This is a genomic window from Butyricimonas sp. Marseille-P3923 (assembly GCF_900184685.1).
In the GTDB taxonomy this organism is placed as follows: Bacteria; Bacteroidota; Bacteroidia; order Bacteroidales; family Marinifilaceae; genus Butyricimonas; species Butyricimonas muris.
Map to the genome: position 1 here is coordinate 144,978 of NZ_FXXL01000007.1, position 24,172 is coordinate 169,149.

Consider the following 24,172-nt stretch of genomic DNA (forward strand, 5'->3'; position numbering starts at 1 on the left):
GTATGAACAATTTGGAATTGAAAAATCCCGCCTATTTGTTCGAGGTAAGCTGGGAAGTGTGTAATAAGGTTGGAGGTATACACACGGTGATCTCAACGAAGGTGTTGAGTATGGCCGGGGAATTCAAGAACAACCATATATTGATCGGACCCGACGTGTGGCGGTATGATGTACCGAACCCCGAGTTCACGGAAGATCCCCACTTGTTTAAATCGTGGCGTTTGAAAGCCGCGCAGGAGGGGGTGCGTATAAAAGTGGGACGTTGGAATATCGCGGGTAACCCGGCGGTAATACTCGTGGATTTCACCTCGTTTATCCCGCAGAAAGATCAGATACTGACCTCTTTCTGGGATAAGTTTCAAGTGGATTCGCTCACGGGACAGTGGGACTACATCGAACCCGTGTTGTTCGGGTTCACGGCGGGAAAAGTGATAGAGAGTTTCGTGCGTTACCATGTGTCCGCGCGTCAGCAGGTGATAGCGCAATTCCACGAGTGGATGACCGGAAGCGGGTTGCTTTACTTGCGGGACGTGATGCCACAGATTGGGTGCGTGTTCACTACTCATGCCACGGTACTCGGACGTAGTATCGCCGGGAACGGGTTGCCGTTATACGATCCGATGAAGGATTATGACCCCGCGGAAACGGCAAGGCGTTTTGGTGTGACTGCCAAACAGTCGTTGGAAAGCAAGTCGGCGGAATGGGCGGATGCCTTCACGACGGTGAGTGATATCACGGCGTTGGAGTGTGCGCATTTCTTGGGCAAGAACGTGGATACGGTTACCCCGAACGGGTTCGAGAATAGTTTTACGCCGGACGAGGCGAATTACCCGAGGAAACGTCAGGAAGGGCGTGATAGGTTGTTGAAAGTTGCTCAGGCACAGTTAGGCAGAGCTGTGGCGGAAGACGCGTTGATAGTGGGTATCAGCGGGCGTTACGAGTTCAAGAACAAAGGACTGGACGTGTTTGTCGAGGCGTTGGGACGTTTGAACCGGAACGCGGAAAACAAACGGGATATCCTTGCTTTCATTCTTGTTCCGGCAGGCTTCAAGGGCGTGAACCGGGAATTGGTAAATAATCTGGAACGTCCGTATCAAGCGGTGGAAACCGTGTTGCCCTATATGACACACGAATTGTCCGACCCGCAGAACGATCCCGTGTTGCGGAAACTGGGCGAGGAACAGTTGTTGAACCGGGCGGAGGACAAAGTGAAAGTATTTTTCTGTCCGAGTTACCTGAACGGGAATGACGGGGTATTCAATATGCCTTATTATGACCTGCTCGTGGGTATGGATTTGACAGTGTTTCCCTCGTACTATGAACCGTGGGGATACACGCCGCTGGAAAGTCTGGCGTTCAAGGTGCCGACTATCACGACGACTTTGGCGGGATTCGGGTTGTGGGTGGAATCCCATTACAAGAAAGCGCATCCCGGTATCGAGGTGATTCGTCGGGATGACCGGAATAACGAGGAAGTGGTACGGAAGATAGCCGACAAGATAAAGGAGGTTGCCGCCATGAACAAGCGGGATTTCCAAGCTATATGCAAGAATGCGAAAGAAGTGTCCAAGATTGCCTTGTGGGAGAATCTGGTGTCCTATTACAACGATGCCTACCGCGTGGCTGTCGGCAAGGTGAACGAGCGTATCGCCGAACTTCCGGTCGTGGAGGAGGAGCAATGGTCGTTTATCGAGAAGAAGAGCGCTTCTGCCACGCCGAACTGGATTTCGGTTATCATTCATCGTTCCATCCCGGAACGGTTGAGGGCGTTGGAGGAGTTGACGAATAATCTCTGGTGGTGTTGGAACGAGGAGGCTATTGATTTGTTCAAGAGCATCGACTCGTTGCAATGGATGCTGACCCGCCATAATCCCATCGCCTTGTTGGACAAGATTTCTTTGAATCGCTACAAGGAGTTGGAGAATGACGAGGAGTTCGTGGCACGTTTAGAGGCCGTGTACAATAAGTTCTCGAAGTACATGGAGGAAAAAAAGCAGATGAGTGAGCCTTCCATCGCTTACTTCAGCATGGAGTACGGGTTACATTCGTCATTGAAGATATATTCCGGTGGTTTGGGTGTCCTTGCCGGGGACTACATGAAAGAGGCAAGTGACAAGAAAACCAAGATAACGGGAGTAGGTTTGTTGTATCGTTACGGTTACTTTACCCAGAAATTCTCGGCTGCCGGTAATCAGGAAGCGGAGTATGAGGCGCAGGATTTCACGAAGATTCCGGTAGTCCCGGCGCGTGACGCTAATGGTAATTGGTTGACTATCAGTTTAACCTTCCCCGGACGGGATGTGTATGCCCGTATCTGGAAAGTGAACGTGGGACGGGTGGAACTCTATTTGTTGGATACTGATTACGAGGATAATCAAGAAGCAGACCGTAGTATCACGCACTTCCTGTATGGCGGGGATTGGGAAAACCGTTTGAAGCAGGAGATATTGTTGGGTATCGGTGGAATCCGTGCTTTGCGCAAGCTGGGCATCGAGGCGGATGTTTATCATTGTAACGAGGGACATGCCGCGTTTACCGGTCTGGAACGCTTGCGGGAATACGTGGCGGACGGTCAGCTTTCATTCGCGGAAGCGATGGAAGTGGTTCGTGCTTCTTCGTTGTTCACGACTCATACCCCGGTTCCTGCCGGACATGATTCGTTCTCGGAAGGTATGTTGAAGACTTATTTCTGGTTCGTGCCTGATCGGTTGAAGATCACGTGGGAACAGATGTTGGCTTTGGGACGGGTAAACGCGAACGACCCGAACGAGAAGTTCTCCATGAGCTTCCTCGCGGCGAACCTGTCGCAGGAGGTGAACGGTGTCAGCTGGCTGCACGGCAAGGTGAGCCGGGATATATTCAAGGACTTGTGGCCGGGTTACATGCCGGAAGAGTTACATATCAGTTACGTGACTAACGGGGTGCACTACCCGACGTGGGCGGCTCCCGAGTGGAAAAAGATACAGGGAGGCGTGTTTGGTGAGAAGTTCAAGACGCATCATTACGATAAGGCTTGTTTCGAGGGTATTTATCAAGTGCCCGATTCAATCATCAGCGAAACGCGCAACATCTTGCGTTCCCGGTTGATCCGTCATATCAAGCATCGTTTGGCGGACGAGCAGGTCACGGCATATTTTACCCCGAAACAGATCGTGGATATTCAGGACACGTTGCGGGATGATATACTGACGATTGGTTTTGCCCGTCGTTTCGCGACGTACAAGCGGGCACACCTGTTGTTCCGCAACCTCGATCGTTTGAACGAGATCGTGAATAACCCGAATCGTCCCGTGCAGTTTATTTTCGCGGGGAAAGCACATCCGGCGGATCAAGCGGGACAGGATTTGATTAAACGTATCGTGGAAGTGTCGAAATACCCGCAGTTCTTGGGTAAGATATTGTTCCTGCCGAATTACGATATGGACTTGGCACGTCTGATGGTGCAAGGGGTGGATGTTTGGATGAACACGCCCACGCGGCCGCAGGAGGCTTCCGGTACGAGTGGCGAGAAAGCCGCCATGAACGGGGTGATGCATTTCAGCGTCCTCGACGGATGGTGGGTGGAAGGTTACCAGAAAGATGCCGGTTGGGCTTTGCCGATGGAACGGGCATACGAGAATCAGGAATTTCAGAATGAACTGGATTCCGAGATGATATACAATATTATCGAGTCGGAGATCGCCCCCGCTTTCTACGATAAGGCGGCTGACGGGATCTCCGCTTCGTGGGCAGGGTTTATCAAGAACACGATCGCCAAGGTGGCAGCAAACTTCACGTCTAACCGGATGTTGTCGGATTACGAGGATAAATTCTATCTTCCGATGTCCCGCCGTTATCACCGTTTGAGCGAGAATAACTATGCTTTGGCGAATCAGATCGCGGAGTGGAAGAAAAAGGTAAGCCGCGAATGGGATTCCGTGCAGGTAGACGGTTTGATATTACCGGATAAATCCAAGCAGATTATTTCTCTCGGGAAATCCTATCAGGCAAAAGTTACTCTCGATCTCGGGGAATTATCTCTTGACGACGTGGGTATCGAGTTGGTTGCCATGATGAAGAAAGACGAGCGGCTCGAGGTTTGCTTCACGCAGGAGTTCGTTCCCGTTTCTTTCGAGAATGGTAAGGGACTTTACTCGATCGAGGTAACTCCCGATGATCCCGGGCAGTTCATGCTGGGCTTGCGGATATTCCCGAAGAATATCTTGTTACCGCACAGGCAGGATTTTGCTTTGGTGAAGTGGGTTTAGAGGAAGGTACCTGGGGATTCCACCCCTTTACTACTTCATTACTACTCCATCATTACCCTCGGCGTGGAGTGGTGATGGGGTTATGATGTTTTTTTTAATTGGATTTGATGAATCGAAAACGAGGGAGTGTCGCGACACTCCCTCGTTCATGCGTTGTGAAGAAAAGTTTTAAACGATTTATCGTTTACGATTATATAGCATTATGTCGTAATCTTCTTCTCCTGGATTTCTATGCTTTAATTCATTGATTTTGCTTCCATACGCGTTAACTTTCACTTGATAACGTTTTATCAGACCGAATAAGATACTTTTCATTTTCGTGTCATATCGGGGGCTTAATACAACATCATAGTCTTTCCCGTCCAAAGCTTTGTACAAGGCTGCCGAGCGAACTTTTAAAGTTCTACCTTTGAACACGGAGGCACTTCCTTCTTGTGATGTTTCTGTGTACTTTTTGTCACCCCATACTCTGAACCAAAGGACATACCAAGCTTGTGCTTCTCCTGTGATTTTTTGTGCGTTGTTCAAGTCCAAAGATGCGCTGATGGGGTTGATTAAAACGTCCGTGTTTGCGTTTCTCGCCACGTTGGTGGTTCTGCTAAGTGTTGAACAGCTACTCGTGAAGAGCGCAAAACCGATAATTGAAAGTAAAATTAATTTTTTCATACTGTTATGATATTTGTTTGACAATTAAGTTTCCGCAAAGATATTTGCAAGGTGGTATATCAATCAAGTTCATAATGGTTCATGATAGTAAAAAATTTGGTGTGGATTTTTTTGTCTTTAAAAACGGGAATCGTTTGAATTATAGTTGATTATATGATGGTGTTGAGTTTTTTTATATATAACTAGTATTGTTGTGTATAAAATTATTTAATTTTTACTTATTATTTGTTGGAATATTAAAAAATAGCGTGTATATTTGCACCAGAAAAACTTGATGCGGTGAGCACAAGTTGTCAGTTAATTGTATCGGGAAAGTGGATTGGCTAGAAGATAAATTTTTTGGGGTGTTAATTTACTAAGTTGTTTAAATTTACGGTTTGTTTTTAATTTTGTATAGTCGTTTGAGACGTTTAATTTTAGGGTGTAATAAATTTTGAATTTGCAAGAGTCGTGAAATTTCCCAGTGAAAGTGGGTGTTGGAAGAGGGGCTAAAGATAATAATTTATTTAAATATTTTTTGTTATGGGAAAGATTTACCCAGACCTCGCTGGAGGTTACAAAGGTTCCATAGGTGGAACGACTTATTATTTTTGGAAGGGTGATAATATTGCCCGTAAAAAAGGAATTCCCGGTAAAAAATCAAAATCGGAAAAGGTTGTCGAGCAGCGTATGAAGTTTACGGAATTGAGTCTTTTGGCACTTGCCATGTGCCATGTTAGTGAAGTGGGGTTCCCGCAACGTGATAGAAAATGGACGCCATCGAACGCGTTTTTCTCGTGTAACAAGGATGTTTGTTCGGTTGAAGACGGGGTGGTCGTGGTGGATTACGAGCGTTTGAAGTGCTCGAAAGGGAGGTTGATGCTTCCCGAGGTGACTGCCACGTTGGATGTGGAGACCGGTAAGGTCATGTTCTCGCAAACGGAGATGGAGGTGGACTCGGATTGTTACCTGGATGACCGGGTGTATGGCGTGTTGCTGGAGAAGGAGCAGAAGTTGTGTCGTTTGGTTGCACTTCGCGATAGAGGGGAGAGCGGCTCCACGTCGGCGAGTATCCCGCGAACGTGGAAGGTGGAGAGTGTTGAAGCCTACGCTTTCGCGGTGAGAGCGGATGGCAAGATGGCATCCAATACCTTGCACGTGAATTTAGGGAGCGGGGATTGAATTTAAATGAAATAGGGGGAGGCAACCCACCGCAGGTTTCCTCCCGCTTTATTTTTGAGGTTTATGAAGATGGAAGATTTAATGAATAATATCTTGCGTGGCAAGAGAGGTAATTTGATTATCTACAAAAGAGGTGAAACGTGGTGCGCACGGCGGGTGGCTATTCCCGGGAAGAAAAGGGCGTGGGAGGTGAACGGGCATAGCATGAAGAAGCAGGGGGCGATCACGAGGTTTACTGCGGTGCAGGCTTTTTACAAGGCGTACGGTCTGTCCGTGTCGCCGGTTATTTGGAGGTTAGCGGGGAGAGAGGAGGGGATGCTCCCGCACAATCTGTTTTTAAAGGAGAATTACGCGTGTTTTGACACGATGGGGATGTTGGTGGATTTCGAAGGGTTGCGTTTCTCAACGGGGAAGTTGTTGTTGCCGCGAAATATAAAAATAGACCGAGACGGGGAGTGGTTTCGGGTAACGTGGGAAGATGAGCGGGATTGGGATAAAGCGGCGGGTAGTGATCGATTACGAGTTGGCGTGATATATGATGATAAACCATTGTCCCCTCGCGTGGCGCTGGAGGTGAGTGGAGCGAGAGGGAACAAGGAAGGGGTATTCCGCTTGAACGAGAGTGTGGGGCGAAGTGCTCACGTGTACGTGTTTTTCGAGCGAGCGGACGGGGAAGGTTTTTCTAGATGTAGGTATTTTCGTGTCAAGTGAGGTTTTGCCTTTCACGAGTTATGATACAGGGCTATTTCGCCCTGTATTTGTTCTCACGCAGGATAGCGAGTATCTTTTCTTTCAGCTCCCCTTGGATGATGATTTCCCCGTCCTTCACCGATCCGCCCACGCCGCATTTATTCTTCAGCAATTTGGCAAGTTCCTTCAAGTCGTCCTCTGTCCCCACGAAGCCCTGCACGAGCGTCACCGTCTTTCCCTTGCGTTGCTTCGAGTCGAGCGTCACCCGCAGGTTCTGCTTCTCCGGGGCAAGCGTTTCCGTCTCGTTCTCCTCGTCATACTCGTACCGGAAGTCCGGGTTCGTGGAGTACACCACGTTCACGCGTCCTTTCTTGTCGTTCTTGTTGCTCATGTTCTTGTTATTATGTCTTATTCTTGGAGTAAATCTTCAATAGCTTTAATGAAGGCAATCGCTTTTGGTAGTAATTCATTTATTTCTTCTTCGTCTGAATAAGCAAAGTCATCATAGTCACTACTGTGCCTACGTTCAAAAAGTACAGAAAACGAACGCCCCAGCTCTCTTGGTAAACGTCCGGTCGCTACGAAGTGCATGCCGAGCATTTGTTTGACTCCGGCATGTGTTCCCGGGTTTATACCGTATTTAATTAGTAAGGCAACTGTTGCGTAATAACATGCATAATAAAGGCGGTTAACAGCTGTATTATAATAACCTTGGGTTTTCAAATAAGGAATTTCCGCTAATGCTTCTTTGGCACGTTGAAGACGATAAGCAACTAGTGCTTCTGTATTTTCTTGGCTTAATTGTTCTTTCATAACACGATACCTTCGTTTGTGACATTTATATAAAAAGGAGTTTTGAAAGGACGATTTTCCCAAAACTTCTTTAATAAGACGCGGGCACTTATTTGCACACCGGTTTCCAGTTCTATGTCGTACAAGGGAGAAATGATGCGTTCTTCCTCTTGGATTGTCAGTTTATCACCGTCAACGAGAATTAACAGATCAATATCACTATCCGGACGGGCATCCCCGCGAGCTTCACTGCCGTACAAAATGGTTTTGGCCGTGGGAACAACTTGTGACAAGGCTTCGCGTATGCGCTTTATTATATGCGGACGTTTCATCGTTAAACACTTTATTTACGGCAAAGTTAGCCAATATATCCGAAAAAATCAAATCAACCTGCAACTTGCCGAAGGCAACTCCGGGTAAATAATTCTAAAATGAATTGGTTGTTTTTTTAACCGTGTTCGTTATCTTTGCGGCTTGAAGTCGAAAACGATAGCGGGGCAGAAATAAATTCAATGGACTAACAGATGGATTATGAACAAAATTGTAAGTAAAACTTATTTTTCAGAGAAGGTTGTAAAGCTGGAAGTGGAGGCTCCCTTGATTGCCAAATCCCGGAAGCCGGGTAATTTCGTGATCGTGCGTGTCGGGGAAAAAGGGGAACGTATGCCGTTGACGATTGCCGATGCGGACGTGGCGCGAGGAACGATCACGCTGGTGGTACAGGTGATGGGAGTTTCTTCCCGGAAATTATGCGCGTTGGAGGTTGGCGAATACGTGACGGATTTGGTGGGACCTCTCGGCAAACCGACTCATATCGAAAAAGTAGGTACCGTGTTGGCTTGTGGCGGTGGCGTCGGGGGAGCTCCCCTGTTGCCTATCGTGAAAGCGTTCAAGGAAGCGGGCAACCGGGTGATCTCCGTGATTGCCGGGCGCACGAAAGACTTGGTGATACTGGAGGACGAGATACGGGCTTCTTCCGACGAGGTGATTGTCATGACGGATGACGGCAGTTACGGGAAAAAGGGATTAATCACCGAGGGTATGGAGGAAGTGATCGCCCGCGAGAAAGTGGATTTCGCGGTGACCATCGGTCCGGCTATCATGATGAAATTCTGCGAGAAAGTAACCCGGAAACACGACATACCGACGGTAGCGAGTTTGAACGCCATCATGGTCGACGGTACCGGGATGTGCGGTGCCTGCCGCGTGACGGTGGGCGGGAAGACCCGTTTTACCTGCGTGGACGGTCCGGAGTTCGACGCGCACCAGATAGACTTTGACGAGATTCTTGCCCGTCTGGGTGGTTTCAAGGATGATGAAGCCGTTAAATTACAACATGAAGCGGAAGTAAAACACGAGAATATAGAGGTGAAGAGTGGCGTGAGCGACCGTAACGAGGCGTGGCGTCAGGAACTTCGCCAGCGAGTGGCGGGAAAAGAACGTACCGCGATCGAGCGGGTGGTGATGCCCGAGACACCTGCCGCCGAGCGTATCAAGAGCCAGCGCATCGAGGTAAACTTGGGGCTGACGGCGGATATGGCCGTGCGGGAGGCAACGCGTTGTATGGACTGCGTGACGCCGACGTGCATGGAAGGTTGTCCCGTGAGTATCGACATCCCCGGTTTCATCAAGAACATCGAGCGGGGTGAGTTCTTGCAGGCGGCTGCCGTGTTGAAGCGCACGAGTGCCCTCCCGGCAGTGTGCGGACGGGTATGCCCGCAGGAGAAACAATGCGAGTCCAAGTGTTTCTATTTACAGAAATTGAAAAAGCCGTCGGTGGCTATCGGTTATCTGGAGCGTTTCGCCTCGGATTACGAGCGGGAATCCGGACATATATCCGTGCCCGAGGTTGCCCCGGCTAACGGTATAAAAGTAGCGGTGATCGGTTCCGGTCCTTCCGGGCTGTCTTGTGCCGGGGATCTGGCAAAGAGAGGGTATGACGTTACCGTGTTCGAGGCGTTGCACGAGATTGGCGGCGTGTTGAAATACGGTATCCCGGAATTTCGTTTGCCCAATAGCGTGGTGGACGTGGAGATAGAGAACCTGAAGAAAATGGGCGTGAAATTCGTCACGAACTTTATCGTGGGAATGACCGACAGCGTGGCTGATTTGAAAGCGGAAGGGTTCGAGGCGTTCTACGTGGCTTCGGGAGCGGGGCTTCCCCGTTTCATGAATATTCCCGGGGAGAACTATAACGGTATCCTTTCCTCCAACGAGTACCTGACGCGGGTAAACCTGATGGGTGCCGACAGCGAGGATTCCGATACCCCGGTATATCACGGTCGTAACGTGGTGGTCGTGGGTGGCGGTAACACGGCGATGGACTCCGTGCGCACGGCGAAACGGCTGGGTGCCGAACGCGCGATGATTGTCTACCGTCGGAGCGAGGAGGAAATGCCTGCCCGTTTGGAAGAAGTGAAACACGCCAAGGAAGAAGGATGCGAGTTTATCACGTTGACGAATCCCGTGGAGTATATCGCTGACGAACGGGGACGCGTGAAACAAGTACGGGTGCAGAAGATGGAATTGGGAGAACCCGATGCCAGCGGACGTCGCAGCCCGGTACCGGTGGAAGGTTCCGAGTACACGATTGATGCCGACGTGGTGGTGGTGGCAGTGGGCGTGTCGCCCAACCCGATTATCCCGAATTCTGTTGCCGGACTGGAAGTTTCCCGCAAGGGCACAATCGTGGTCAACGACGAAACGATGCAATCCAACCTGTCCGACCTCTTCGCCGGGGGTGACATCGTGCGGGGTGGTGCTACCGTGATTCTTGCCATGGGTGACGGTCGTCGTGCTGCGCGACATATTGACGAGATGTTCAAAGCCAGATAGACTTTATAATATTGTTATGTGTTGGGGCTGTTCCGAGAGGGATGGCCCCTTTTTATTTATGATTTATGATTTATGATTTGCGATTTATGATTTATGATTTATGATTTATGATTTGCGATTTATGATTAGGGAATTTTTAATCGTAAATCGTAAATCTAAAATCGTAAATCATAAATCAACCGTCACTTCCAAGTGTTGGCTATCGGAAAATTCCGTTCTCTCGGCATTGCAGAAGAAGGGGTACAGGTGTATGGTAGAGCCGAGGCGGAGTTTCGGGGCGAGTTCGAGTTCGAGGGAGCCAGATTTTCTGGTGGCGTCGGGTGCGACAAGGAGGATGGGGCGACCGGGTTTTTTCTCGCCGATGATGCCGACGAGCAGAAGGTCGTTAGGGGCGCAGTGCGGGGTGTGCCGGTGGTCATTCCACGAGATGGTGATAATCCTCCCCTCGGTGGTGGCGGTGAGATCCCACGGTAGCAGGCGGGGACCGATGCTGAAGCGGAAGAGGTGGAAGCACGCGACCACTTTTCCCACCACTTTGTCATAGTTGATATGATAGAAAAAATTGTCACCCGTTTGTCCCTCTTTGCCGTACATAAGCACGGCGTGAAGCCACGCCGGGTAGCCCTCCATGGAGATGCGAAACTTGGCGTATAGCTTTCTCACTCCCGTGAAAGTGTTGTTCGTTATCGCCACCTTGGGATGGATCTGGCTTTTCTTTTTTGTCCGGTTTTTGGATACCCGGATAATCCATTTATTCATTCGCTTGAAAGCGGTTGTCGTGCGCAAATATACTCTATTCACTCCCGGCAGGAGGTCAAGGAAAGAGGATTGGTTTTTCTTTGTTCCCATGATTTCTTTATTTTATCACTTGGCGATAACACGAAAATATGAATTATTTGCGAGAAATGAAAATAAATGTTTGTATTTTTTTATTTTAACGCACGAATAGTCGCGTTATTTTTCGTGTATAGACATGATTCGGCAAATTCAATCTATCATTAGACGGACTTTTTTTTGCTTTTTATTATTCCAATGTTGATTTGCTGTTAATTTCCAATATCGCATTACTTGTCGAGAATGTTAAATAACGTGTAGTGAATATAATGTGATTGTTATTCTATTGTTATATGCCTTATATTTAGCTTGTGTTTGCAGGCTACTAGCAAGGAAGTAGCAGGCTTTATGCAGGCTAAATGGTAGCCTAGCCCTTTGGTAGCGCGGTTTTCCGGGGGGTAAAAATGGAAAAAAGATGCAATGGGCAAATTTACAGGTATTTATGGTTGTATTTGATTTTATACAACGTTGGATTAAAATTTTAGAAGTAAAATAAAAATAGTTTAAAAATAAGTCGTTTTTTTCTTGTTTTTTAGTTTTGAATGTCATAATATTGCATCACGGTATCGTTTGAAAAAAGAAGGAAGACCCCAACGAGGCACCCCGGGGAACGGGTGTGACCGGTAGATTGCAACTCGCCGAAGGCGAAAAAAAAATTACTAAATAAAACAACGTGAATTATGGCAAAAGGTAAATCAACCCTGTTTTGGGAATTGCGCCAGAGTATCGGTCAACACCGTTTCACCACGGGTTGGGACGGCGAGATAATCTCGGCGATGAAAGGTAAAAAGAACCCTGTTTACTCCAGCAAGGAGAAGCAGGAGGCACGGGACTTGCGTATAGCGGGTTACGGCGGTTGCGGGAAACTGACCCGCCCGCTGTTGGAAACGTTGCGGGTGAGCTTTCGTGAGCGCAAGAAGAAAGAGTCACCGATGAACGCTTTCATGCAGGCGAACGTGAAGACGCTCTGCACGGCGTCCCGCGACGCGGTGACGAAGAAAATCGTGCTGGAGTACGATTTCGGCGGGATGCAGGTGAGTGACGGCTCTCTGGACACGGTGAACGTGACGGCGACAGTGGACATGGAAACGAGCAAGGTGGCTTTCGTGCAGGTGGACGAGGTGATTCCCGGCGGGTTGGCACGGGCGAACGACCGGGTGTACGCCTGTATGTTCACGGCGGGTGCGGAGGACCACAAGTCGATGCGCAGCCTGCGAGTGGATTTGCGTGACCGCGGCGAGGCGGGCTCTACGTCGGCACTAATTCCGGCGGGTTGGAACAAGGCGGCACTGTTTATCTACGCTTTTGCGGTGTCCGCCGATGGCAAGTACTCGTCGCCATCCACGCGGCTGTACCCGCCTCCCACGGCGGAGGAACTCACGCTCGCCGAGGCGGTGGAGGCGTACGAGGCGGCACAGTTACGGCTTGCCGTCCGCGAGGTGACCGCCACGCCCGAGGAGCGTGAGGCTATCACGCGGGCGAAAGCGGGCGTGAAGGAAGCGACCGCCGCTGCCGAGAAGGAAGCGGTGAAGGCGAAAAAGTCACCTTTCGAGATAAAACTGGCGGGATTGGAGGCGGCAACTAGACAATTGAAAATTGAAAGTTGAAAATTGAAAATGATTTGTTCGCCGCAAACGGCGAGTTACAGGTTACTTTTCTAGCGTTAGGGACTGTATTCCAGCTCTCCCTCTGTTTATAGAGGGAGTACCCCGAAGGGGGAGGGAGTTTATTAATTGTAGATTTAGAGATTTAAGATTTTAAATTAAACTCCTCCGTCCGCTTCGCGTCCACCTCCTCTGTTTATAGAGGAGGTGTTACAGTCTTGAACGCTAGAAATGAAACCTGCAACTCGCCGAAAGCAAGTCATTTTCAATTTTCAACTTTCAATTTTCAATTGTTTCCCATCCTCCACCGAGTGCCGAGTACAGGCTGACCACGGAGAGGAGTTCGTCGCGGACGGCGTTGTTGAGGCTGATTTGGGCGTCGAAGTATCCGCGCTGGGCGTCGAGGACGTCGAGGTAGCTGATGACCCCGTTGATGTATTGCAGGGTGGCGAGCTCCATGTACGAGCGGGCGGCTTGTTCGAGCCGGGAGCGCGATTCGCGGATTTCGCGTATCTTGTAGAAGGTGGTGAGGGCGTTGTCGACTTCCTTGAATGCCGTGAGGACGGTTTGCTGGTAGTTGTACGTTTCAGCTTCCAGCGCGGCACGGGATGCCTTGAGTTTTGCCCGGTTGTTCCCGGCGTTGAGCAGGGGCGCGAGGAGTTTGCCGCCGACGTAAAAGTAAGGGGCGGAAAGAAAGTCGCTTAATTCACCTGCCTCGCGTCCGTAGCGGGCGGTGAGCGTCAGTTGCGGGAACATGCTGGTGTAGGCGATACCGACCTTCGCGTTTGCCGCTTTCAGCTTGTATTCCGCCTGCCGCAGGTCGGGGCGGCGTTCGAGCAGGGTGGAGGGCAATCCCACGGGCAATTCGCGGGTCAGGGTTTGTTCGTCAATGTTTTTGCCGCGGGGGATGCGACCGGGGTAGTGTCCCGTGAGCAGGGAGATGTCGTTTTCTTTCAGGCGTATTTTTCGCTCGAGGTCGGGTATGAGGGTGCGGGTCTTGGCAAGCTCCACTTCCGCTTGGCGGTAAGCCGTTTCGGAAGTCAGTCCGCCCTCGAAGCGCAATTTGGCGAGGCGCACGCTTTCGACGCGGGCGTCGTAGGTCTGCCGCACGATGCTCAGTTCCATGTCCAGTGCCTGTAACTCGAAATAGGCTTGTGCCACTCGCGCCACGAGTGTCATTTGCATGGCTCGTTGTCCTTCCACGGTCTGGAGGTAGGCGGCGAGGCTGGCTTGTGAACCCCAGCGGAGTTTGCCCCAAAGGTCGAGTTCCCACGATATGGTGGCTTCCGCGTTGAAAGCGTTGCCGGGGGAACGGTCGTATTCCCGTTCCGCCAGTCCGTCGGCACTGAGTTGCGGGAATAGTTTGGATTTTTCCACGCGGTGGGCGAAGCTGCTCTCTTTTACCCGTGCCGCCGCTGCCAGTAAATCCTTGTTGTACGAGAGCGTGGTGCGTATCAGGCCTTGCAGCACGGTATCCGTGTATATTTCCGGCCATTGGATGTCGGCGACGGTCCGCGTACCGGTGGCGGGCGTGTCGGCAATCTGTTCCGGCAGGTTGAGTTCCGGTCGGGTGTATTCTTTGCCCAGCTTGCAGGAGGAGAAAAAGGTGGCTCCGGCAAGGAAGAAGAGGGTTATGGTTGTATTTCGTTTCATGGTGGTGTTTTTTTAGTTTATAAGGTTTATAAAGTTCATAAAGTTTATAAAGTGACGGGTGTCCTTCGGACAGTGTTTAACGGCAGCTTTTGCTGCCGTGGACAAAGCGCCCCGCAGGGGTCCATAGAACTTTATGAACCTTATGAACTTTATGAACTTTATAAACTCTCATCGTTTTTTCATTTTATGAACAACTTTTTCTATTTGCACGAAGAAGAACGGCACGAGGACGATACCCACGGTAATGGCGACGAGCATACCGAAGAAGATTCCGGTACCGATGGAGTGGCGGCTGGCTGAGCCGGGGCCGCTGGCGAGCACCATGGGGAGCATGCCCAGCACGAACGCGAGGGATGTCATCAATATGGGACGGAAGCGGGCACGCGCGGCGGTGAGCGCGGCGGTGACGGCACCGACTCCTTTGTCTACCTCTACTTTGGCAAATTCGACGATTAGGATGGCGTTTTTGGCGGCAAGACCGATTAGGGTAACCAACCCGATTTGGAAGTAGACGTCGTTTTCCAACCCGAATACCCACACGCCGAGGTATGCGCCCAAGGCGGCTATCGGCAGGGAGAGCAGCACGGCGACAGGCACCAGCCAACTCTCGTAGAGGGCGGCAAGGAAGAGGAACACGAAGATGAACACGAGTGCCATGACCATTCCGGTTTGTCCTTCTGCTTTTTTCTCTTGGAAGGAGAGACCGCTCCATTCGAGCCCGATGTTGTCGGGGAGGTGCCGGCGGGCAATCCGTTCTATCGCCCGCATGGCGTCACCGGAGCTGTACCCGGGGGCTGCCTCGCCGTTCACGATGGCGTTCGTGAACATGTTGAAACGGCGGATGGAGCCGGGACCCGTGGTGTATTGCGGGGCGCCGAGCGCGGTGAGGGGAACCATGTCGCCCGCGGAGGTCTTGACGAAGAACATGTTCAGGTTTTCCTTGTGCATCCGGTAGGGCGCCTCGGCTTGTAGGTACACTTTGTATACCCGGTTGAACATGTTGAAGTCGTTGACGTATACCGAACCCGTGTACGCTTTCATGGTCGAGAATATATCCGCCAGCGGGATGCCTAGCAGTTGGGCTTTGTCGCGGTCGACGTCGAAGTATAATTGCGGGATTTCCGCTTGCAGGGAGGAGGATACCCCGGCGAGAGCCTTGTCCTGTGCGGCGTATTTGAGCAAGGTATCGACGGCGTCAACGAGGTTCTCGAAGGTGGCGCCGTTGCGGGCTTCCACTTGCAACTCGAATCCGCCGGACGCTCCCAAGCCGGGAATGATGGGCGGCGTGGAAAGGAATACCTGTGCTTCCGGGTATTTGAAGAATTCGGCGCGGATGTCGTCCATGACCTCTTTGAGGGACATATCGCCTTTCTTGCGTTCTTCCCACGGCTTGAGGATGACGGTCAGTTCTGTGCGCGATTGTGCCGTACCGACGCGGGGGCTACTTCCCGTCACGTTCTGCACGTGGGCGACGGCGGGATGCTGCTTGATATATTCTATGGCCCGGTCGGTCACCTTACGCGTGCGTTCGAGCGTGGCGCCTTCCGGTAGTGCCAGTTCCACTTTGAAGTACCCTTGGTCTTCCTCGGGCAGGAAGCTGCCGGGAATGACCCGGTTGAGGACGAAGATGAAGACGATGGCGATGCCGAACCCGGCGACGATGCGGCGGGGGTGGGCGAGTGCCCGTTGCAGGATATGGATGTATTTGTGGTTACCGCGTGCCAGCCAATCGTTGATTTTGCGGAACACGTAGCCTTTTTTGCCCGTGGAGGGGCGCAACAGCAGGGCGCACATGGCGGGGCTGAGCGTCAATGCCACGACCAGTGATATGAGCACGGACACGACAATGGTGATGGCAAACTGGCGGTAGAGCATCCCCGTGATGCCGGGCAGGAAGCTCACGGGCACGAACACGGCACCCAGCACGAGCGAGGTGGCAACGAGCGCTCCCGTCAGTTCTTTCATGGCTTTGCCCGTTGCCTCGCGGGGGGAGAGTCCTTCTTCTTCCATGATACGCTCGACTCCCTCGACGACGACGATGGCGTCATCGACGACGATACCGATGGCGAGTACCAGCCCGAGTAGCGTGAGCATGTTGATGGAGAACCCGAACGCGAGCATGAACCCGAAGGTGCCGACCAGCGACACGGGAACCGCCACGAGCGGGATAAGGGATGCCCGCCAGCTTTGCAGCGAGAGGAAGACGACGAGGATGACGAGGAATAGTGCCTCGAACAGGGTTTTGTACACCTCGTGGATGGATTCGGCGATGTAGGTGGTGACGTCGAACGGTATGTTGTATTCCAAGCCCTCGGGGAAGTCGCGGCTGATTTCTTCCATGGCTTTTTTGACGTTGTCGGCGACTTCCATGGCGTTGGCTCCGGGGAGCATGAAGATGCCGAGGATGGCGGCGTTCTCGCCGTTGAGCCCGCTCTCCGTGTTGTAGGAACTCGCTTCCAGCGATACCCGGGCGATGTCCCGCAGGCGGATGATGGAGCCGTCGGGGTTTGCCCGCACGACGATGTCTTCGAATTCTTCGACGGAGGACAGACGCCCCGGGGCGGTAATCGGGATGGTGATATCGACGCCCGTCATGGGTTGTTGTCCCAGCACGCCCGCAGCCGACTCGCGGTTCTGGTCTTTGAGCACGTTTTGCAGGTCTTTGATGGTGAGCCCGAAGTTCGCCATGCGGTCGGGGAGTATCCATATCTGCATGGCGTAGTAACGGCTGCCGATGTTGGATACCCTTCCCACACCGGGGATACGTTTCAGCACGTCGAGCACGTTCATGGTGGCGAAGTTACTGAGGTATATCTCGTCGAAGCGGGGGTCTTCGGAGGTGAGCGCAAGTGTCATTAACTGGCTGGCGGATTGTTTTTCCACCTTGATGCCGTTCTGCACGACTTCGGCGGGGAGGCGCGATTCTGCCAGTTTTACCCGGTTTTGCACGTCCACTGCCGCCAGTTCGGCGTCGGTGGAGATGTCGAAAGTGATGGTGATGGACAAGCCTCCCGAGTTGGAACTGCTCGATTCCATGTATAGCATGCCCGGCGTGCCGTTTAATTCCTGCTCGATGGGTGTCGCCACGGCTTGTGACACGGTGACGGCGCTTGCCCCGGGGTAAGATGCCGAGATTTTAACCACGGGCGGGGTGATTTGCGGGTATTGGTCGACGGGCAGCTGAAACAAGCCGATAACGCCGACGATGACAATCAGTATGGAAAGTACCGCCGAGAAGATGGGGCGGTCGATAAAGAAGCCCGGTTTCATGGTTGTACCTCCTCTTCTTCTTTAATAGCGGCGTTGACCGGGTTCACGAGTGCTCCCGGGGTGAGCTTGTGGTATCCTTCCACCACGACCAGTTCGTCGGGTCCCAGTCCGCGTTCCACGACGGTGGTGTTGTTCACCTCGGGACCTATCTCGATAAAGCGCTTTTCTGCCGTGCTATCCTTGCGCACGACGTAGATGTAGGCGCCGCCTTTCTCTATGATGACCGCTTTGGTGGGTACGACGATGGCGTTCTCCCGCACGTCGAGCAATAGTTTCACTTTCGTGAATTGCCCCGGCAATAGCCTGCGTTCGGGGTTGGGTAATGCGGCACGCACGCCGAAAGTTCCCGTTTTCGGGTTTACCTGCGGGTCGGCGAAGTCGACGATACCCGTCAGCGGGTAGACCGAGTTGTCGGCAAGGGTGATGGTCACGCTGGGTTGCCATGATCGGTTGACGTCTTTCTCCCCGAGGGTGACGTTGCGTTTTTGCCCTTTCAGGTAGTCGAGAGCCGGAAGGCTGAAGTCCACGAGCACCTCGTCGCTCTCCACGACAGTTGCCAGTTGGGATTTTCCCCCGGGACCGACAAGTGAACCGATGTCGGCGTAACGCTCGCTGATATACCCGTCGATGGGGGAGCGGACGGTGGTGTAGTCCAGTTCCAATTCCGCCTGTTTGAGGTCGGCCTCGCTCATGGCGACGTTTGCCTTGGCACTCTCGAGGGCGGCGACGGCGTTGTCCAAATCCAACTGGCTGGCGGCTTTCTGTTCGTACAACGGGCGTAACCGTTCCTCGTCACGTTCCGACTTTGCCGCCTGCGCCCGGTCTTTTGCCAGTTGCGCCTTTGCCTTGTCGACGCGTGCCCGGTACAAGTCGCTGTTTATCTTGAACAGGGGTTGTCCCCGCTTCACGCGTTTCCCTTCCTCGAAAAGCATCGCTTCGAGGTAACCTTCCACGCGCGCCCGGATTTCCACCGCGCTTTTGGCGCGGATTTGCCCCACGTATTCACCGTAAATTTCTACATTGTCTGTTCCCGCTTTCTCTACCGTCACTATTTGCCGCACGGGTTCCTGCTTGTCTTTGCACGCCCCGAACGCGACTGTTATCGCGAGAATTGTTACTGCATGTCTTACCTTCATGTTCCTTATGTTTTTCATTTTAGCTTTTTCTATTGAAAATTGTGTGCTAGTTTGTACGTTAAAATGTGAAAATAGGTTATTTTGCTGATAGACAATAAGTATTTTTCTTTTTTCCCTTATCATGCCCCGAAAACGTAAATGGGGATATCGTGGAATTTTGCCACGGGGTGGGGAATATTCTTATCACAAGTGGAGGTGTGTTTTAACACACCTCCAGTTTATAAAGTCAATTAATCATAAATCGTAAATCATGAATCATAAATTAGTAACTCCCGAAGCTGAATGTCCCGATGCTTTCGTACACGATGCTGAGGATACCCATGCAAAGGATACCGGCGCTACAAGCGAGTAGGCTGACGCGGGTGTATCCGTCGGAGCGGAATGATTCGATGGGCATCTCGCTTTTGTTGATGAACATGGCTTTTATCACGCGGAGATAGTAATAAAGCGAGATGACCGTGTTTATCAACGCGACAAATACCAACACGTAATATCCCTGTTCGGCGGCGGCAGCGAAGATGAAGAATTTGCTGAAGAACCCGGCGAACGGGGGGATACCTGCCAGCGAGAAGAGGGCAAGCATCATCACGAAACTGAGGCGGGGATTGGTGGAATAAAGCCCGTTGTAGTCGTCTATGGTGAGTTTGCCGGAGCGATGTTCCACGATAGCGATTACGCCGAACGCGGCGAGGTTGGAAAGCATGTATACCAGCACGTAGTACACCAATCCCGTCATACCCATTGCCGTGCCGCTGATGATGCCCAGCATGATGTATCCGGCTTGCGATATGGAGGAGTAGGCGAAGAAACGTTTCAGATTCTGCTGCCGTAGCGCGAAGAAGTTTGCCAACGTGATGGAAGCGATGATAATCCAGTAGAGGATGCTTTGCCATTCATGCACGAGCGGGGCGAATACCTTGTACAGGATTGCCATAAGCACGAAGGCTGACGAACCTTTGGATATCACGGAGAGATAGGCGGTGACGCTCGTCGGGGCTCCCTCGTAAACGTCGGGCGTCCACTGGTGGAAGGGTACAAGCGAGAGTTTGAAACCGAGTCCCACGAAGAAGAACACGAACGCCATGAGCTGGATGAGGCTACCGTTGAGTCCGGCGGGGATGTCCTCGAAATAGAGGGTTCCCGTGGTTCCGTATATCAGGGATATACCGTAGAGCGACAGTCCGGAAGCGAACACGGCGGTAAGAATGTATTTTGCGCCTGCCTCGGCGGATTTTTGCTTGTACTTGTCGAACGCGGCGAGGCAAGCCATGGGGATGGATGCCGTTTCCAGTCCGATGAAGAACATCAGGAAGTTGCCGGCGGAGATCATGAAATACATACCCAGTAAGGTCGCGAGGGTAATCATGTAAAATTCACCCCGGCGGATGATGGTGCGTTCGTTGGCGAGCCAGTTGTTCGCCTGCATGAAGACAATCAACGTTCCGATGTTGAGGATGGTCTTCATGACGCTACCCATGGGCAGGTTGTGATACATCCCCCCGAAAGCACTGATTTCGACGTTGGGCGAGAGGTTCAGCAGGGTATGGATTCCCACGAGTATGCAAGCGATAGGCTGAAAGTATTTCAGGCTTTTCGGGGAACCGAATATATCGTAAACGAGGAGTATAACGATTACCGCGATGAGTGATACTTCCTCTTTCATTAGTAAGAAATTAGCGTAAACCATGTTGAATTGAGTTTATAAAGTTCATAAGGTTCATAAGGTTTATAAAGTTCGTGAGGTTCATGAAGTATTATATTTTCGGTAACTTTATGAACCTTATAAACCATATTAAATTTTAATATAACATCGTGATTACCGATTGTAATGATTCGCTGATCATGTCGGACAACCACAGGGGAGCCAGACCGATACCCGCGATGGCGATGATGAGCACGATGGTGGAAAAGCGCTCGTACCAGACGGCATCGGTGAGGGCGAGGTGGTGGTCGTTGACTACTTTCCCGTAAAGCAGTTTGCCGACAACCCGCAGGATGTACACCGCCGTGATGACGATGGACGTGCAGGCGATGATCGTGAATACCCGGTGGAACGTGTCCGTGTTCTGGAACGCGCCGACGAATACGGTCATTTCCGCCACGAATCCGCTTAATCCCGGTAACCCGAGGGAAGCCAGACCGGCGATCACGTAACAGACACCGAGGAACGGCATGATACGCATCAATCCGCCCATCTCCCGGATGTCACGCGTATGGGTACGTCCGTAGATCATACCGATAAGCGCGAAGAAGAGGGCTGTCATCAAACCGTGAGAGAGCATTTGCAGGACGGCTCCCGTCATGGCAGTCCGGTTCAGCATCAGTATGGCGAACAACACCAGTCCGCAGTGGCTCACCGAGGAGTAGGCGTTGATATATTTCAAGTCGGTTTGCACGATGGCGGAATAAGCCCCGTAGACCACGCTGATACCCGTGAGGATGATAAATATCCACGAGAGTTCTTTGGCGGCTTCCGGCATCAAGTAGATAGCAACCCGGAAACACCCGTATCCACCGAGTTTCATCAATACTCCGGCGTGGAGCATGGAAACGGCAGTGGGAGCGGAGGCGTGACCGTCGGGTGACCACGTGTGGAACGGGAACAAGGCTCCCAGTACGCCGAATCCCACGAATACAAGCGGGAAGAACCAGCGTTGCAACGCTACCGGCATGGCGTGGTTTTGTGCTATCTCGAGCAGGTTCATGGACGGCATGCCCGATGCGGCGGAGTGGAAGTATATTCCCAGTATTCCCACGAGCAACAGGGCGGAACCACCCATAAGCATGAGGGTTAATTTCATCGCGGCGTATTCTTTTTTACCGCTGCCCCATACCCCGATCAACAGGTACATGGGAATCAACGCTACCTCGTAGAACATGAACATGGTAAAGAGGTCTATCGAGATAAAGAACCCGAATACCCCGACGGACAGGAGATAAAACCAGAGGAAGTATTCCTTTTGCAGAAATTCCATTTTCCACGAGGCGAATGTTCCGGTGAACACGATAATGGCAGAGAGTAGCAACATGGCTACCGATATGCCGTCCACCCCGACAGAATAATGAATATTTAACGGGGCATACCACACCGTGTCGGCGGTGAATAACATCTCGGCCGTGTTGCCGGCTCCTCGTTCTCCCAGATAAGCGAACACCAATCCCACGGCGAGAACCAACAACAGCGAGGCTCCCGTGGCAACCGCTACACGAATCTGTTGCAGGTTCTTCGAGAAGAAAAGCCCGCACATCGTGAGGATTGGTATTAGAACGAATAAGGATAAGAAGTTCATATTTATTAATTTTAGATTTCTTGATTTTAGATTTTAGATTTCTCCCCACTTGCTAACGCTTCTTTCATTTTCAATTTTCAATTCTCCATTTTCAATTAAATCAATACCAGTATTAATATGAATACCGTACCGAGCAGGATCACGTAAGCGTATTGCTGTACCTGACCGGATTGTAAGCCGCGGATATTGTAAGATACCCATTGTGACATGGCGGCGAGCCCGTTGAGGGCGCCGTCTATGACATGGCGGTCGAACCAAGCGAGGGGACGGGAAATACAGTTGAAGATGACGCGCTTCGTGATGAAGAGGTACAATTCATCCATGTAGAACCGTCGGTATGCCGCGCGGTGCAGTCCGCCAAACGTCGTCGCCAGACGAGCGGGTATCGGGTTGGGTTTCCGGTAGAAGAACGTTGCCAGTGCGATGGAGAGGCATGCCACGACGATACTGGTGATTGCTACCGTCCAGTCGAGGTGGATGATGTATTCCTGACCGTTGCTGCTGATGAACTTACCGAAAGGTATAAATCCGACAAAAAGGGTAACCGCGGCAAGGAACACGAGCGGTAGTGTCATGGACTTCGGAGCCTCGTGCGGGGTATGTTCGTGCGTGCTTTCTTTGCCCCAGAATATATTGTAATACAACCGGAACATGTAGAAAGCGGTGAGGGCGGCGATGAAGCTCATCACGACTCCCATGACCGGACTGAACATGAACGCGGCAGCGAGTATCTCGTCTTTACTGAAAAAGCCCGAGAACGGCGGAATACCCGATATGGCAAGACATGCCACGAGGAACGTGATGTGCGTCACGGGCAAGTACTTGCGCAGACCGCCCATGTGGCTCATCTCGTTGCTGTGCACGGCATGGATGATAGCACCCGCGCCGAGGAACAGGAGCGCCTTGAACATGGCGTGCGTGAACAGGTGGAACATGGAAGCCATGTATCCCAACCCGGCGTGGCCGTCCATGCCGGAAACCCCGAGGGCAACCATCATGAAACCGATTTGTGATATCGTGGAGAAGGCGAGTACCCGCTTGATGTCTGTCTGCACGCAGGCAACGACGGCGGCATAGAGCGAGGTGACAGCCCCGACCACGGCTATGAGCACGAGTACATCCGGTGCTTCAAAGAAATAGACCGGGAATAGACGCGCCACGAGGAATACCCCGGCAACCACCATGGTGGCGGCGTGTATCAACGCGGACACGGGCGTCGGACCTTCCATGGCGTCCGGCAGCCAGATATGTAACGGGAACATGGCGGATTTTCCGGCACCACCCATGAATATCAGTACCATCGCCCAACTCATGACGGAGCAACCCATGAAGGTGGTTCCGGCAGCCCCGGCGAAGATGGAGGTATCGCCGGAGGTGAGTATCTCGAACGAGAATGTTTTCGTGTAGAAGGATAATAACAGTATCCCGATAAGAAAGCCGAGGTCGGCGAACCGGGTGACGATAAAGGCTTTTTTGGAAGCCGCCACTGCCTCGGGTTTCGTGTAGTAGAACCCGATCAGCAGGTAGGAAGATACTCCCACCAGTTCCCAGAAGATATACATCTGGAAAATATTCGTGGCAACGACCAATCCCAGCATGGAGAAACTGAAAAGAGAGAGGAACGCGTAGTAACGTTGGAAACCTCTTTCCCCGTGCATGTAGCCCAAGCTGTATATATGTACCATGAGCGACACGGTGGTGATGACAACAAGCATCATGACCGAGATCGGATCGAGCAGAATACCGAGGTCTATGTGCAGGTATTGCGTGAAACGCAGCCATTCGAAATTAAACGGAATGACGGGAGCATGTATCCCGTCTACCCGCGGCATCGTGAAGTATTGCCACGCCGTGGTATAAGCCAGCAGGGCAGCCACGGCTATCGATAACGTCCCGATGTATCCGGCAACCGCGGACTTTAACCTCGTCCCCAGTAGCCCTAACGCTAGAAACGTTAGTAACGGTAGTATTAATATGAGTGCTGTATATTCCAT

16 protein-coding genes are annotated in these 24,172 nt (G+C 51.7%); 5 read left to right on the plus strand and 11 right to left on the minus strand.

What is annotated here, in order from left to right:
• Positions 1–2 precede the first annotated feature (2 nt).
• Positions 3–4,247: an alpha-glucan family phosphorylase gene (glgP, locus tag CS948_RS12055; protein WP_099291988.1), complete on the plus strand. Its 4,245-nt coding sequence runs from the start codon at positions 3–5 to the stop codon at positions 4,245–4,247.
• A gap of 177 nt (positions 4,248–4,424) precedes the next feature.
• Here glgP and CS948_RS12060 read toward each other — a convergent pair whose 3' ends face one another.
• Positions 4,425–4,913 carry a hypothetical protein gene (locus CS948_RS12060; protein ID WP_099291989.1) on the minus strand — a complete coding sequence of 163 codons (489 nt, stop codon included), beginning with the start codon at positions 4,911–4,913 and terminating at the stop codon, positions 4,425–4,427.
• 522 nt (positions 4,914–5,435) lie between these two features.
• Between CS948_RS12060 and CS948_RS12065 the strand changes: the two genes are divergently transcribed.
• The gene (locus CS948_RS12065) at positions 5,436–6,074 is read left to right on the plus strand and encodes a DUF6266 family protein (protein WP_099291990.1); all 639 of its coding nucleotides are present in this window, start codon (positions 5,436–5,438) and stop codon (positions 6,072–6,074) included.
• A 63-nt stretch (positions 6,075–6,137) separates the two neighbouring features.
• Complete coding sequence (locus CS948_RS12070; RefSeq protein ID WP_099291991.1) at positions 6,138–6,785, plus strand: hypothetical protein; 648 nt, start codon at positions 6,138–6,140, stop codon at positions 6,783–6,785.
• A gap of 31 nt (positions 6,786–6,816) precedes the next feature.
• On the opposite strand, the gene CS948_RS12075 is transcribed toward CS948_RS12070, so the two are convergent.
• The 3 genes from CS948_RS12075 to CS948_RS12085 are packed head-to-tail and all read right to left on the minus strand — an operon-like array spanning position 6,817 to position 7,888.
• On the minus strand, positions 6,817–7,155 hold the full coding sequence (locus CS948_RS12075; RefSeq protein WP_099291992.1) for a translation initiation factor: 339 nt from the start codon (positions 7,153–7,155) through the stop codon (positions 6,817–6,819).
• A gap of 17 nt (positions 7,156–7,172) precedes the next feature.
• Positions 7,173–7,577: a HEPN domain-containing protein gene (locus CS948_RS12080; protein ID WP_099291993.1), complete on the minus strand. Its 405-nt coding sequence runs from the start codon at positions 7,575–7,577 to the stop codon at positions 7,173–7,175.
• On the minus strand, positions 7,574–7,888 hold the full coding sequence (locus tag CS948_RS12085) for a nucleotidyltransferase domain-containing protein (RefSeq protein ID WP_099291994.1): 315 nt from the start codon (positions 7,886–7,888) through the stop codon (positions 7,574–7,576). The genes CS948_RS12080 and CS948_RS12085 overlap by 4 nt, the downstream gene beginning before the upstream one ends.
• A gap of 199 nt (positions 7,889–8,087) precedes the next feature.
• Here CS948_RS12085 and CS948_RS12090 point away from each other — a divergent pair, with 199 nt between their 5' ends.
• Complete coding sequence (locus tag CS948_RS12090) at positions 8,088–10,391, plus strand: bifunctional dihydroorotate dehydrogenase B NAD binding subunit/NADPH-dependent glutamate synthase (RefSeq protein ID WP_099291995.1); 2,304 nt, start codon at positions 8,088–8,090, stop codon at positions 10,389–10,391.
• Positions 10,392–10,559: 168 nt separating this feature from the next.
• On the opposite strand, the gene CS948_RS12095 is transcribed toward CS948_RS12090, so the two are convergent.
• Positions 10,560–11,240, minus strand: a complete 681-nt coding sequence (locus CS948_RS12095; RefSeq protein ID WP_099291996.1) for a hypothetical protein — start codon at positions 11,238–11,240, stop codon at positions 10,560–10,562.
• A 665-nt stretch (positions 11,241–11,905) separates the two neighbouring features.
• Here CS948_RS12095 and CS948_RS12100 point away from each other — a divergent pair.
• A complete protein-coding gene (locus CS948_RS12100; RefSeq protein WP_099291997.1) occupies positions 11,906–12,832 on the plus strand; it encodes a hypothetical protein in 927 nt (308 codons plus the stop codon).
• Positions 12,833–13,108: 276 nt separating this feature from the next.
• Here CS948_RS12100 and CS948_RS12105 read toward each other — a convergent pair whose 3' ends face one another.
• The 6 genes from CS948_RS12105 to nuoL all read right to left on the minus strand — a co-directional run bounded on the left by CS948_RS12105 (position 13,109) and on the right by nuoL (position 24,172).
• Positions 13,109–14,482, minus strand: coding sequence for an efflux transporter outer membrane subunit (locus CS948_RS12105; protein WP_099291998.1), 1,374 nt, complete (start codon positions 14,480–14,482; stop codon positions 13,109–13,111).
• Positions 14,483–14,650: 168 nt separating this feature from the next.
• Positions 14,651–17,752, minus strand: coding sequence for an efflux RND transporter permease subunit (locus CS948_RS12110; RefSeq protein ID WP_099291999.1), 3,102 nt, complete (start codon positions 17,750–17,752; stop codon positions 14,651–14,653).
• Positions 17,749–18,888, minus strand: coding sequence for an efflux RND transporter periplasmic adaptor subunit (locus tag CS948_RS12115; protein WP_099292000.1), 1,140 nt, complete (start codon positions 18,886–18,888; stop codon positions 17,749–17,751). The genes CS948_RS12110 and CS948_RS12115 overlap by 4 nt, the downstream gene beginning before the upstream one ends.
• 262 nt (positions 18,889–19,150) lie before the next feature.
• Positions 19,151–20,575 (minus strand): NADH-quinone oxidoreductase subunit N, encoded by a 1,425-nt coding sequence (locus CS948_RS12120; protein WP_099292001.1) that lies wholly within the window; start codon positions 20,573–20,575, stop codon positions 19,151–19,153.
• A gap of 112 nt (positions 20,576–20,687) precedes the next feature.
• A complete protein-coding gene (locus tag CS948_RS12125) occupies positions 20,688–22,178 on the minus strand; it encodes a NuoM family protein (RefSeq protein WP_099292002.1) in 1,491 nt (496 codons plus the stop codon).
• Between the two features lie 95 nt (positions 22,179–22,273).
• The gene (gene nuoL, locus CS948_RS12130) at positions 22,274–24,172 is read right to left on the minus strand and encodes an NADH-quinone oxidoreductase subunit L (protein ID WP_099292003.1); all 1,899 of its coding nucleotides are present in this window, start codon (positions 24,170–24,172) and stop codon (positions 22,274–22,276) included.

What these genes read in the sequence shown, in the direction of transcription:
- glgP (WP_099291988.1), top strand. Translation starts at nt 3, where the DNA reads ATGAACAATTTGGAATTGAAAAATCCCGCCTATTTGTTCGAGGTAAGC.
- CS948_RS12060 (WP_099291989.1), bottom strand. Translation starts at nt 4,913, where the DNA reads ATGAAAAAATTAATTTTACTTTCAATTATCGGTTTTGCGCTCTTCACG.
- CS948_RS12065 (WP_099291990.1), top strand. Translation starts at nt 5,436, where the DNA reads ATGGGAAAGATTTACCCAGACCTCGCTGGAGGTTACAAAGGTTCCATA.
- CS948_RS12070 (WP_099291991.1), top strand. Translation starts at nt 6,138, where the DNA reads ATGAAGATGGAAGATTTAATGAATAATATCTTGCGTGGCAAGAGAGGT.
- CS948_RS12075 (WP_099291992.1), bottom strand. Translation starts at nt 7,155, where the DNA reads ATGAGCAACAAGAACGACAAGAAAGGACGCGTGAACGTGGTGTACTCC.
- CS948_RS12080 (WP_099291993.1), bottom strand. Translation starts at nt 7,577, where the DNA reads ATGAAAGAACAATTAAGCCAAGAAAATACAGAAGCACTAGTTGCTTAT.
- CS948_RS12085 (WP_099291994.1), bottom strand. Translation starts at nt 7,888, where the DNA reads ATGAAACGTCCGCATATAATAAAGCGCATACGCGAAGCCTTGTCACAA.
- CS948_RS12090 (WP_099291995.1), top strand. Translation starts at nt 8,088, where the DNA reads ATGAACAAAATTGTAAGTAAAACTTATTTTTCAGAGAAGGTTGTAAAG.
- CS948_RS12095 (WP_099291996.1), bottom strand. Translation starts at nt 11,240, where the DNA reads ATGGGAACAAAGAAAAACCAATCCTCTTTCCTTGACCTCCTGCCGGGA.
- CS948_RS12100 (WP_099291997.1), top strand. Translation starts at nt 11,906, where the DNA reads ATGGCAAAAGGTAAATCAACCCTGTTTTGGGAATTGCGCCAGAGTATC.
- CS948_RS12105 (WP_099291998.1), bottom strand. Translation starts at nt 14,482, where the DNA reads ATGAAACGAAATACAACCATAACCCTCTTCTTCCTTGCCGGAGCCACC.
- CS948_RS12110 (WP_099291999.1), bottom strand. Translation starts at nt 17,752, where the DNA reads ATGAAACCGGGCTTCTTTATCGACCGCCCCATCTTCTCGGCGGTACTT.
- CS948_RS12115 (WP_099292000.1), bottom strand. Translation starts at nt 18,888, where the DNA reads ATGAAGGTAAGACATGCAGTAACAATTCTCGCGATAACAGTCGCGTTC.
- CS948_RS12120 (WP_099292001.1), bottom strand. Translation starts at nt 20,575, where the DNA reads ATGGTTTACGCTAATTTCTTACTAATGAAAGAGGAAGTATCACTCATC.
- CS948_RS12125 (WP_099292002.1), bottom strand. Translation starts at nt 22,178, where the DNA reads ATGAACTTCTTATCCTTATTCGTTCTAATACCAATCCTCACGATGTGC.
- nuoL (WP_099292003.1), bottom strand. Translation starts at nt 24,172, where the DNA reads ATGGAATATACAGCACTCATATTAATACTACCGTTACTAACGTTTCTA.